An 11,177-nucleotide genomic window follows, 5' to 3' on the forward strand; every position below is an offset into this window, starting at 1 on the left:
TGATGCCTTACGACCTGGGAATTCCACGGTTGTGGTTCACAACATCTCGCGTTCTATGGATATGTCGGACACTAGGTGTAGTGTCTAGAACACCGAGAGGGCATAGCCGGAACGGTCGAGAAACACAGGCCGGAGCGCTGTCCAGTAGGTGGGATCCACATGATCTTCCGCGTCACTGACCATCAGTTCCGTAAGCCAGAGAAAGAGGGACTTACATGAGCATCACCGTCTACACCAAGCCGGCGTGCGTTCAGTGCAATGCGACCTACCGGGCGTTCGACAAGGCCGGTATCGAGTACTCCATCATCGACATCACCGAGGACTCGGAGGCCCGCGACTACGTGATGGCCCTGGGTTACCTGCAGGCCCCCGTCGTGGTGGCAGGCGAGGACCACTGGTCGGGTTTCCGCCCGGACCGGATCAAGTCGCTCATCGCGGCTGCCGCCTGAAGACCAAGCGGAGATGATCGGCTGTGACATCGCTGGTCTACTTCTCCAGCGCGTCGGAGAACACCCACCGCTTCGTGCAGAAGCTGGGTGTCCCGGCCACGCGCATTCCGCTGCACGACCGTGAGGGCACGTTCGAGGTCGATGAGCCGTACGTCCTGATCCTGCCGACCTACGGGGGCGGGATCACCGCGACCGGACGGGACACGAGCTACGTGCCCAGGCAGGTCATCAGATTCCTCAACAACAAGCACAATCGCTCCCTCATCCGCGGGGTGATCGCTGCCGGCAATACGAACTTCGGCGAGTCGTATTGCTATGCCGGAAACGTGATTTCGCAGAAGTGCAGGGTTCCTTACCTGTACCGCTTCGAGCTCATGGGTACCGCCGAAGACGTAGTAGCAGTCCGGGACGGGCTCGAACAATTCATGGAGAGTGAACAGTGGCACCGACAATCACAGACACAGCCCCGGCTGGGAGTGTAGAACGCGCTGTGGCACGACCCGACGTCTCCTCGGGAGAACTCGATTACCACGCGTTGAACGCGATGCTGAACCTGTACGGCCCCAACGGCGAGATCCAGTTCGAGAAGGACCGCGAGGCCGCGAACCAGTACTTTCTCCAGCACGTCAACCAGAACACCGTCTTCTTCCACAACCAGGACGAGAAGCTGGACTACCTGGTCAAGGAGAACTACTACGAGCGTGAGGTCCTCGACCAGTACACGCGCAACTTCGTCAAGTCGCTGATCGACCACGCGTACTCGAAGAAGTTCCGGTTCCCCACCTTCCTCGGTGCGTTCAAGTACTACACCTCGTACACGCTCAAGACGTTCGACGGCAAGCGCTACCTCGAGCGGTTCGAGGACCGTGTCTGCATGGTCGCCCTGACGCTGGCCGCAGGCGACGAGGATCTGGCCACCAAGCTGGTCGACGAGATCATCGCCGGCCGCTTCCAGCCGGCCACCCCGACGTTCCTCAACTCGGGCAAGAAGCAGCGCGGCGAGCCCGTGTCCTGCTTCCTGCTCCGCATCGAGGACAACATGGAGTCGATCGGGCGCTCCATCAACTCCGCCCTGCAGCTGTCCAAGCGCGGCGGCGGAGTCGCGTTGCTGCTCAGCAACGTTCGCGAGCACGGCGCCCCGATCAAGAAGATCGAGAACCAGAGCTCGGGTGTCATCCCGATCATGAAGCTGCTCGAGGACTCGTTCTCGTACGCCAACCAGCTCGGCGCGCGTCAGGGCGCGGGCGCGGTGTACCTGCACGCGCACCACCCGGACATCTACCGCTTCCTCGACACCAAGCGGGAGAACGCGGACGAGAAGATCCGCATCAAGACCCTCTCGCTCGGTGTGGTCATCCCGGACATCACCTTCGAGCTGGCGAAGAAGAACGAGGACATGTACCTCTTCTCGCCGTACGACGTCGAGCGCATCTACGGGGTGCCCTTCGCGGACATCAACGTCACCGAGAAGTACTACGAGATGGTCGACGACAAGCGGATCCGCAAGTCGAAGATCAAGGCGCGCGAGTTCTTCCAGACCGTGGCCGAGCTGCAGTTCGAGTCCGGGTACCCGTACATCATGTACGAGGACACCGTGAACCGTGCCAACCCGATCGCGGGCAAGGTCACCCACTCGAACCTGTGCTCGGAGATCCTCCAGGTCTCCACGCCGTCGGAGTTCAACGACGACCTGTCCTACAGCCATATCGGCAAGGACATCTCCTGCAACCTGGGTTCGCTGAACATCGCCAAGACAATGGACTCGCCGGACTTCGCGCAGACCATCGAGACCTCGATCCGCGCGCTGACCGCCGTCGCCGACCAGACCTCCATCGACTCCGTCCCGTCGATCAAGAAGGCGAACGACGAGGGACACGCCATCGGTCTCGGGCAGATGAACCTGCACGGATACCTGGCGCGCGAGCGGATCCACTACGGCTCCGAAGAGGGCATCGATTTCACGAACATCTACTTCTACACCGTGGTGTTCCACGCGATCCGGGCGTCCAACGAGATCGCCAAGGAGCGCGGCACGTACTTCGCCGGCTTCCCGGAGTCCAAGTACGCCTCGGGTGAGTTCTTCGACAAGTACACCGACCGGGTCTGGGAGCCGCAGACCGAGCGGGTGCGGCAGCTGTTCGCCGATGCGGGCCTGCACATCCCGACCCAGGACGACTGGCGCGAGCTGAAGGCGTCCGTGCAGCAGCACGGCATCTACAACCAGAACCTGCAGGCGGTGCCGCCGACCGGATCGATCTCCTACATCAACAACTCCACCAGCTCCATCCACCCGGTGGCGTCGAAGATCGAGATCCGCAAGGAAGGCAAGATCGGTCGCGTCTACTACCCGGCGCCCTACCTGACCAACGACAACCTGGAGTACTACCAGGATGCCTACGAGATCGGGTACGAGAAGATCATCGACACCTACGCCGCGGCCACCCAGCACGTGGACCAGGGTCTGTCGCTGACGCTGTTCTTCAAGGACACCGCCACCACCAGGGACATCAACAAGGCTCAGATCTACGCGTGGCGCAAGGGCATCAAGACGCTGTACTACATCCGGTTGCGTCAGATGGCCCTCGAGGGCACCGAGGTCGAGGGTTGCGTCTCGTGCATGCTGTGAGTGTGGCGTACGGCTCGAATGGAGTGAGGGAATCGTGAGCGAGAAGATCAAGCTGATCGACCGGGTGTCGGCGATCAACTGGAACCGCGTCCCGGACGAGAAGGACGCCGAGGTCTGGGACCGCCTCACCGGTAACTTCTGGCTGCCGGAGAAGGTCCCGGTGTCCAACGACATCCCGTCGTGGAACACCCTGACCGCGAACGAGAAGCAGCTGACCATGCGGGTCTTCACCGGCCTGACGCTGCTGGACACGATCCAGGGCACCGTCGGTGCCGTCAGCCTGATCCCGGATGCGATCACCCCGCACGAGGAGGCGGTGTACACCAACATCGCGTTCATGGAGTCGGTGCACGCGAAGAGCTACAGCTCGATCTTCTCGACGCTGTGCTCGACCCGTGAGATCGACGACGCGTTCCGGTGGTCGGAGGAGAACCCGAACCTGCAGCGCAAGGCGCAGATCGTCATGGACTACTACCGTGGCGACGACCCGCTCAAGCGCAAGGTGGCCTCCACGCTGCTCGAGTCGTTCCTGTTCTACTCGGGCTTCTACCTGCCGATGTACTGGTCCTCGCGGGCCAAGCTCACCAACACCGCCGACCTGATCCGCCTGATCATCCGCGACGAGGCGGTGCACGGGTACTACATCGGCTACAAGTACCAGCGCGGGCTCGAGCAGCTCAGCCAGGCCGAGCGCGACGACCTGAAGGACTACACCTTCGAGTTGCTCTTCGAGCTCTACGACAACGAGGTCGAGTACACCCAGGACCTCTACGACGAGGTCGGGCTCACCGAGGACGTCAAGAAGTTCCTGCGCTACAACGCCAACAAGGCGCTGATGAACCTCGGCTACGAGGGGCTGTTCCCGAAGGACGAGACCGACGTGAACCCGGCGATCCTGTCGGCGCTGTCCCCGAACGCGGACGAGAACCACGACTTCTTCTCCGGGTCGGGCAGCTCCTACGTGATCGGCAAGGCCGTGAACACCGAAGACGAGGACTGGGACTTCTAGGACCTGCTCCCGGTCAGAACACATCGATGAAGGGCCCCTGCACACGTGCAGGGGCCCTTCACGCGTGCGGGGGATCGGGCTAGCGTCGGGATCGTCCGAGGTTCACTTGAAGGTGAGGAGACACGATGAGCGGCAAGGTTGTGCACTTCGAGGTCCCGTTCGGCGACGGGGCCAGGGCCAGGAAGTTCTACCAGCAGGCGTTCGGATGGAATGTCGTCGAGATGCCCGAACTGGACTACACGATCGTCTCGACCGGGCCAGCCGCGGAGTCGGGGATGCCGGCCGAGCCGGGATACATCGGCGGCGGCATGTTCGAGCGCAGCGCGGACTCGCCGCAGGGGCCGGTCATCACGGTGGACGTCGCCGATATCGATGCCGCGCTGTCGAAGATCGAGTCGCTCGGGGGCCAGACGATCCAGGCCAAGCAGCCGGTCGGCGAGATGGGGTTCGCGGCCTATTTCAAGGACACCGAGGGCAACATCATGGGTCTGTGGGAGACCGCAGGCTGAACCACGCCTCGGGCACGTCGCGGAGGGCCTTCTCGATGCGCCGCGTCGAGCTCTCGGTGAGGTCCGCGGGCAGCGCGCCCGGTTCGAACCAGGCGACCTCGAGGTTCTCGTCGTCGGCCGTGCGGGCATCTCCCGCCGTGTGCCGCGCCAGGAAGCAGACGTCGAGATAGCTCGCGACGTCCCCGTTCGGGTAGGTGATCGGACCGGCGGTGTCGACGCTGGTGATGCGCACGAGCTCCGCCTCGACCCCCGTCTCCTCGAGGATCTCGCGCAGCGCGGCCGGGCCTGGTTCCTCGCCGGGTTCGAGGATGCCGGAGACCACCGCCCACATCCCGTTGTCTGCCCTGCGTGTCAACAGGATTCGGCCGGCACCGTCGACGACGACCGCGCTCACGCCGGACAGCCACAACGGGGCGTGTCCGACGTGAGCGCGGAGGTCGCTGACGAACCTGGGGATCGGCATCGGTCAGTACCGGAACGTGACGGGGGCGGCGGGAGCGCCGGAGTACGGCGCCAGGATGCTCGGCTGCAGCGCCGTCGCGAACCGGACGGGGACGTCGGTGAACTCGGACACGCCGGCCTTTGCCGGAGCATCCAACTGCGCGAATCGGATCCGACTCATGGCGTCGGTGCCGACCATGTTGCCCTCGGAGGTCTTCGCGGACAGGAAGGTGCCCTCCGGTGTGAACTCGATCCACGGATCGGCCAGCGCGATCTCCGCGAGGTGGAAGCGGGTGAAGGAGACCACGGTGCCCCGATAGCGAACGGTACCGAGGCCGGTCGTCGGATCGACATCGGCGGACTCGAGCTCGAACGCGAGGCGGCCGTCCTTGCGTACCGTCCCGCCGTCGCTACCGACGACCGAACCCTGGGTGCCGCGCTGCACCAGGTCGGTGTAGCCGGGCGCGAGGGCCCACAGCAGGTCCTGTGCGGGCGGCGTCGGCGCGTTCGGTCCCGGTGCCGGGTCGAAGTTCACCGGGACGGACAGCTCCTCCGCGGCGTTGACGGCGTCCGCGGCGGCGTAGGTGTACACCCCGTAGACCGCGTCCGGTGCGGCCGTTGCCGGCTTCTTGACCGTGAGCGTGGCGGTGAAGGAACCGTCGCCGGCGAGGGGGACCCATTGCTGCCGGATGGTGCGACGAAAGTCGAAGGGCGCGTCGGGAACCCGGTTCAGCGCGTGCTCGGACATCACCCACGCGGTGGCCGAGCGCTGCTGCCCGACCCGGGCCTGCGCGGGTGCGTCCTCGGACGGACGCCACTGCGGCGCGAACGCACCGAACGCGACGAAGGTGCCGTGCGGGACGCCGGGCGGCACCGGTACAGGCAGTCCGCCGGTATTGGCCTGCGGATCGAACCCGGTGCCGCGCACCACGATCCGGTCACCCTCGTGCACGGCGGTGTCGCCGAGTGCGGTGCTGCCGTCGGCGGCGAACAGCTCGATCCTGGCCGCGCCGCCGGGTTCGGCGGGCGCGGCAGCGGCCGGGGCCGACCACGCGATCGACCCGATCATGGCGGCCGCCAGCGAGGCGAGGGCGCCGCGGCGCCTAGTTGACGTAGCCATTGAGCGAGGCCTCCAGATCGCCGAGGATGTCGCGGGCCGCGACGACGCCGATGCCGGTCATCCAGATCTCGTCGTCCACGGCGAACACGCGCTTGTCCTTGACGGCGCCGAGGCCCTGCCACAGGCCGCCCTTCATGACCTCGACCCCCTGCCCCCTGGCCTCGTCGCCGTAGAAGCTCACGTAGATGACGTCGCCCTCGGCCTTGCTCAGCTGTTCCTCGCTGAGCTCCGCGAATCGCTTGTCCTTGGCGTCCTCGAGGCGCTGGAACGTCGGGCGCTGGACGCCCGCGTCGGCGAGGACCTGGCCGGAGAAGCTGTCCGGCCCGTAGATCCGGATGGCGCCGGGCATGAAGCGGACGACGGAGGCCTGCGTCTGGGAGGAGTCGAGGGTGTTGCCCGTCGCGGTGGCGGCACCCTGGTAGTCGTCGAGGGCCTGACGCGCGGCGGCGCCGCGGCCGAGCGCGGTGCCGTCGAGGAGCAGGTTGTCCTTCCACGTCGTGCCGACCTTCTCGGTGAACGTGGTGGGGGCGACCGCGCTGAGCTGCTGGTAGAGCTCCGGGGTGCGGAACTTCGAGCCCAGGATCAGGTCCGGCTTGAGCGTGGCGATCTTCTCGATGTCCGGTTCCTGCACCGTCCCGACCGATTCGACGCCCGCGATCGTCGGTCCCAGGTACTCGGGTTGGGACCCGACCGCCCCGGTCACCGCGGCGCCGACCAGGCGGTCCTGCAGGCCGAGCGCGCAGACGGTGTCGAGCTTGTCGGTGTCGAGCACCACGATCCGCTGTGGATCCGCGGGTACCTCGGTCTCGCCCGCCGCGTGCACCACCTTTCGGGTGCTGCCCGTTACGCCGGCCGCGTCGACGGGAGCGGTTGGGCCGCAGACGTTCTCGGTGTCACGGGCGTTGCCGAGCACGCCCGCGCCCGCGACGCTGGTGGTGCTGCGCACGATGCCGTCGGCGGCGTCGTCGGTGCCGGACCCGCCGCACGCGGCGAGCAACACGGCCGTGGCCGTGAGCAGGGCCGCGGGCACGATGCGGCGGACGGGATGAGGCTTACGCATGTGGGGGGTCCTCCTGAGCTGTCGGGCGGTGTCGAGACTAGCTGCGGTTCGGGTCGACCTCGTAGGCCGCGGCCAGGTCGTCGAGGATGCCGCCCGCGCCCTGGACGCTGACCGCGGCCATCCAGACCGTGTCGTCGACGTCGATCTTGCGGCCGCGCAGGCCCGCCCAGAGCGGGTTGGTGAGGAATGGCTTTGCGTGGTCGGCCACCGCGGTGCTGCCGTCGGGGGCGTGGTAGGTCGAGACCAGGATCAGGTCCGCCTCGGCCTCGGTGATCAGCTCCGGGCTGATGTCGTTGGCGATGCTGGAGGGCTTTGCCGGGTCGGGAGAAGCGCTGGCGGGCCTGGCGAGCCCGGCGTCGGCGAGCACGATGCCGCTGAACGACGTGCTCCGGTAGATCCGCGCCGTCGGCTCACCCGCGAAGCGGACGACCGAGACGGTCGGGTTGTTCGCCTTGGCGTTGATCTCGCGGCCGACGGCCGCCGCCCGGTCCTCGTAGGCGCCGATCTTCTGCTCGGCGAGGTCCTCCTTGCCCAGCGCCGTGCCGAGCAGGCGGATGTTGTCCTTCCATGTCGGCCCGGTGGTCTCGGACATCACCGTCGGCGCGATCTTGGACAGCTGCTCGTAGATGTCGCCGTGCCGGACCTTCGCGGACACGATCAGATCGGGCTGCAGTTCGGCGATCTTCTCCAGGCTCGGCGTGGCCAGTGCGCCGACCGCGACGGCGTCCTTCGCGAACTCGCCGCGTGCGTCGCCGAGATAGTCCGGCAGGGTGTCGGTGCGATAGGTGACGTACCCGACCAGGTCGGTCTCGAGGAGCAGGACGGCGTCGGAGTAGCTGGTGTCGAGGGCGACGACCCGCTTCGGGGCGGCGGGGATCTCGGTCGATCCCAGCGCGTGCGCGACCGTGCGCGGGAACTGGGCCTGGGCGGCAGGCTCGGGGGCCGACTCGGTGTTCTCGGTCGAACAGCCGGTCAGGCCGATGAGTGCGGCTGCGGCTCCCGCGACGAGCGTGAGCAGCGGATTCTTGCGGGCCTTCACGGAGAACTCCTGTCAGATCGTTAGGTAAGCGAAACCTTAGCAAGGCTGCCCTTTGCTGTGTGATGTCCCCGCCCGGGCTGTCGGGTGGGGGCACCATGGAGGGCATGGCCGTCTCGATGCACAAGAGGTTGTTGCAGGAGCTGGGCGAGCTTCGATACGTGCCCACCGGCAAGCGGATCCGCGCCCGCAGTGGTGACCGGGTGGTGGCCGACTCCCTCGACGCAGTGCTGGTGTGGGAGCCCCGCCGGGTGGTCCCTGCCTACGCGGTGCCGATCCGCGACGTGCAGGGCACGCTGTCGCCTGCTCCCGGTGGTGTGGGCACGCAGATGCCCGTGTTCCTGGACGAGCAGACCGGCCCGGCGCTCGGCCCCGGAGTCGGTTTCGCCGCGCACACCTGCCACGGAACCGCGCTCGACATCGTCACCGACGGCGCGGTGTACCCGGCCGCCGCATTCCGGCCGGCGGACGAGGTGCTGTCCAAGCTGGTGCTACTGGATTTCGAGGCCTTCGACTGGTGGGAGGAGGACGAGCCGATCCTCGGCCATCCGCGCGATCCCTTCCATCGGGTCGACGTCCGTCGCAGCTCTCGGCGGGTTCGCGTTGAGCTCGACGGCCTGCTGCTCGCCGAGTCGGACCGGCCGTCAGCGGTGTTCGAGACCATGCTGCCCGTGACGCGCTTCTACCTGCCGCGCGAGGATGTCCACGTTCCGCTGGTGCCCACCGCGACCCGCACCTACTGCGCGTACAAGGGGGAGGCGTCGTACTTCACCGCCGAGGCGGCGGGCGAGCGCGGAATCGATGTCGCGTGGAGCTACGAACGCCCGCTGCCGGACTGTTCTCAGATCGCCGGGCTGGTCGCCTTCTTTCAGGAGCGGCTCGACGTGACCGTCGACGGCGCACCGGTGGTCCGGCCGCGTACGCCCTGGTCGGAGCCTGCATGACGGCTGTACGCGACACGAAGTACGACGATGGGTAGGACCGGCTCCGCGGATCGTGGAGGGACGGTCTACGATTCGTCAGAGCGCAAGCAAGAGGACGTTCGCCTCGCAGCCCGGGGCCGGACGTCCTGAGCGGAGCCTGCGGAGCGACCAAGGGCACATTCAGGAGGATCAGTGACTGCCGTAGCGCCCCAGCCAGTCCCCGAGATAAACGCCGCCAGGCCCTACCCGGCGCGATTGGGACCCAAGGGCTCGTACATCTACAAGATGATCACCACCACTGACCCCAAGGTTCTTGGGATCATGTACATGGTGACGTCGTTCGCGTTCTTCCTCGTCGGCGGCCTCATGGCCCTGCTGATGCGTACAGAACTCGCGGTTCCGGGGATGCAGTTCCTGTCGAACGAGCAGTTCAACCAGCTCTTCACAATGCACGGCACGATCATGCTGCTGCTGTACGCAACCCCGATCGTGTTCGGATTCGCGAACTACATCCTGCCGCTGCAGATCGGCGCCCCTGACGTGGCGTTCCCGCGTCTGAACGCGTTCAGCTACTGGCTGTACCTGTTCGGCGCGATCATCGCCACCGCAGGCTTCATCACCCCCGGTGGTGCCGCCGACTTCGGTTGGACCGCCTACAGCCCGCTGACCAGCGCCCTGCATTCGCCCGGCGTCGGTGCGGACCTGTGGATCCTCGGCCTCGCGGTCGGTGGTCTCGGCACCATCCTCGGTGGCGTCAACATGATCACCACGGTGATCTGTCTGCGCGCCCCCGGCATGACCATGTTCCGCATGCCGATCTTCACCTGGAACATCCTGGTGACGAGCGTCCTGATCCTCCTGGCCTTCCCGCTGCTGACCGCGGCGCTGCTGGGTGTGTTCGTGGACCGGCACTTCGGTGCACACATCTTCGACCCGGCCAACGGCGGCGTCCTGCTCTGGCAGCACCTGTTCTGGTTCTTCGGTCACCCCGAGGTCTACATCATCGCGCTGCCGTTCTTCGGCATCGTCTCGGAGATCTTCCCGGTGTTCAGCCGTAAGCCGCTCTTCGGCTACAGCGGCCTGGTCTACGCCACGCTGGGCATCGCCGCCCTCTCCATCGCGGTGTGGGCGCACCACATGTACGCCACCGGCGCCGTGCTGCTGCCGTTCTTCTCCTTCATGACGTTCCTGATCGCGGTCCCGACCGGCGTGAAGTTCTTCAACTGGATCGGCACGATGTGGAAGGGCCAGGTGACCTTCGAGTCGCCGATGCTGTTCTCCGTCGGCTTCCTGGTGACCTTCCTCTTCGGTGGTCTGTCCGGCGTGCTGCTCGCCAGCCCGCCGCTCGACTTCCACGTCACCGACTCGTACTTCGTGGTCGCGCACTTCCACTACGTGCTCTTCGGCACCATCGTGTTCGCCACCTACGCGGGCATCTACTTCTGGTTCCCGAAGATGACCGGTCGCCTGCTCGACGAGCGCCTCGCCAAGTGGCACTTCTGGACGACCTTCATCGGCTTCCACACCACGTTCCTCGTGCAGCACTGGCTCGGCAACGAGGGCATGCCCCGTCGTTACGCGGACTACCTGCCCAGCGACGGATTCACCACGCTGAACACGATCTCGACGATCGGCGCGTTCGTCCTCGGTGCCTCGACGCTGCCGTTCATCTGGAACGTCTTCAAGAGCTACCGCTACGGCGAGATCGTCACGGTCGACGACCCGTGGGGCTACGGCAACTCCCTGGAGTGGGCGACGTCCTGCCCGCCGCCGCGGCACAACTTCACCGAGCTGCCCCGGATCCGTTCGGAGCGTCCGGCGTTCGAGCTGCACTACCCGCACATGGTCGAGCGGATGCGTGCCGAGGCGCACGTCGGGCCCGGCCACGGCAGCAAGGCGACCGCGGTCCTCGAGGACGCGCACTAGCCGCAATGAACAACTCACAAGGCCCCGCCCGAGCTTCGGGCGGGGCCTTGTGATTGGCACAATGGGTTCGTATCCGCG

Annotated in this window: 11 protein-coding genes; 7 read left to right on the forward strand and 4 right to left on the reverse strand. The window is 66.2% G+C overall.

Going from position 1 to position 11,177, the window contains the following annotated elements; translation table 11 throughout:
- Window positions 1-215: 215 nt before the first annotated feature.
- The 5 genes from BR31_RS0100175 to BR31_RS0100195 all read left to right on the forward strand — a co-directional run bounded on the left by BR31_RS0100175 (window position 216) and on the right by BR31_RS0100195 (window position 4,593).
- Complete coding sequence (locus BR31_RS0100175; protein WP_027499151.1) at window positions 216-449, forward strand: redoxin NrdH; 234 nt, start codon at window positions 216-218, stop codon at window positions 447-449.
- Between the two features lie 23 nt (window positions 450-472).
- Window positions 473-931 carry a class Ib ribonucleoside-diphosphate reductase assembly flavoprotein NrdI gene (gene nrdI, locus BR31_RS0100180; protein ID WP_027499152.1) on the forward strand — a complete coding sequence of 153 codons (459 nt, stop codon included), beginning with the start codon at window positions 473-475 and terminating at the stop codon, window positions 929-931.
- Complete coding sequence (nrdE, locus tag BR31_RS0100185; RefSeq protein WP_027499153.1) at window positions 889-3,075, forward strand: class 1b ribonucleoside-diphosphate reductase subunit alpha; 2,187 nt, start codon at window positions 889-891, stop codon at window positions 3,073-3,075. Before nrdI ends, nrdE begins: the two co-directional genes overlap by 43 nt.
- Before the next feature lie 34 nt (window positions 3,076-3,109).
- On the forward strand, window positions 3,110-4,084 hold the full coding sequence (gene nrdF, locus BR31_RS0100190; RefSeq protein WP_027499154.1) for a class 1b ribonucleoside-diphosphate reductase subunit beta: 975 nt from the start codon (window positions 3,110-3,112) through the stop codon (window positions 4,082-4,084).
- 125 nt (window positions 4,085-4,209) lie between these two features.
- On the forward strand, window positions 4,210-4,593 hold the full coding sequence (locus BR31_RS0100195) for a VOC family protein (RefSeq protein WP_027499155.1): 384 nt from the start codon (window positions 4,210-4,212) through the stop codon (window positions 4,591-4,593).
- On the opposite strand, the gene BR31_RS0100200 is transcribed toward BR31_RS0100195, so the two are convergent.
- From BR31_RS0100200 to BR31_RS0100215, 4 genes are read right to left on the reverse strand one after another with little or no spacing between them, the layout of a single operon-like run.
- On the reverse strand, window positions 4,565-5,056 hold the full coding sequence (locus BR31_RS0100200) for an NUDIX hydrolase (protein ID WP_027499156.1): 492 nt from the start codon (window positions 5,054-5,056) through the stop codon (window positions 4,565-4,567). The two genes, BR31_RS0100195 and BR31_RS0100200, sit on opposite strands and share 29 nt — an antisense overlap.
- Before the next feature lie 3 nt (window positions 5,057-5,059).
- Window positions 5,060-6,154, reverse strand: a complete 1,095-nt coding sequence (locus tag BR31_RS0100205) for an HtaA domain-containing protein (protein ID WP_027499157.1) — start codon at window positions 6,152-6,154, stop codon at window positions 5,060-5,062.
- Window positions 6,138-7,214 carry an ABC transporter substrate-binding protein gene (locus BR31_RS0100210; RefSeq protein WP_037175137.1) on the reverse strand — a complete coding sequence of 359 codons (1,077 nt, stop codon included), beginning with the start codon at window positions 7,212-7,214 and terminating at the stop codon, window positions 6,138-6,140. The genes BR31_RS0100205 and BR31_RS0100210 overlap by 17 nt, the downstream gene beginning before the upstream one ends.
- Before the next feature lie 37 nt (window positions 7,215-7,251).
- Window positions 7,252-8,253, reverse strand: a complete 1,002-nt coding sequence (locus tag BR31_RS0100215) for an ABC transporter substrate-binding protein (RefSeq protein WP_037175139.1) — start codon at window positions 8,251-8,253, stop codon at window positions 7,252-7,254.
- Window positions 8,254-8,357: 104 nt separating this feature from the next.
- Here BR31_RS0100215 and BR31_RS0100220 point away from each other — a divergent pair, with 104 nt between their 5' ends.
- Both BR31_RS0100220 and ctaD read left to right on the forward strand, forming a co-directional pair.
- Complete coding sequence (locus tag BR31_RS0100220) at window positions 8,358-9,194, forward strand: DUF427 domain-containing protein (RefSeq protein WP_027499160.1); 837 nt, start codon at window positions 8,358-8,360, stop codon at window positions 9,192-9,194.
- Window positions 9,195-9,365: 171 nt separating this feature from the next.
- On the forward strand, window positions 9,366-11,099 hold the full coding sequence (gene ctaD / locus BR31_RS0100225; protein ID WP_027499161.1) for an aa3-type cytochrome oxidase subunit I: 1,734 nt from the start codon (window positions 9,366-9,368) through the stop codon (window positions 11,097-11,099).
- The last annotated feature ends 78 nt before the right edge of the window (window positions 11,100-11,177 follow it).

This window comes from Rhodococcus sp. UNC363MFTsu5.1, assembly GCF_000686785.1.
Lineage (GTDB): Bacteria > Actinomycetota > Actinomycetes > Mycobacteriales > Mycobacteriaceae > Rhodococcus_G > Rhodococcus_G maanshanensis.

Excerpts from the sequence above, each read along its gene's own strand:
- BR31_RS0100210 (WP_037175137.1), bottom strand. The coding sequence starts at position 7,214 with ATGCGTAAGCCTCATCCCGTCCGCCGCATCGTGCCCGCGGCCCTGCTC.
- BR31_RS0100220 (WP_027499160.1), top strand. The coding sequence starts at position 8,358 with ATGGCCGTCTCGATGCACAAGAGGTTGTTGCAGGAGCTGGGCGAGCTT.
- BR31_RS0100175 (WP_027499151.1), top strand. The coding sequence starts at position 216 with ATGAGCATCACCGTCTACACCAAGCCGGCGTGCGTTCAGTGCAATGCG.
- BR31_RS0100200 (WP_027499156.1), bottom strand. The coding sequence starts at position 5,056 with ATGCCGATCCCCAGGTTCGTCAGCGACCTCCGCGCTCACGTCGGACAC.
- BR31_RS0100195 (WP_027499155.1), top strand. The coding sequence starts at position 4,210 with ATGAGCGGCAAGGTTGTGCACTTCGAGGTCCCGTTCGGCGACGGGGCC.
- BR31_RS0100205 (WP_027499157.1), bottom strand. The coding sequence starts at position 6,154 with ATGGCTACGTCAACTAGGCGCCGCGGCGCCCTCGCCTCGCTGGCGGCC.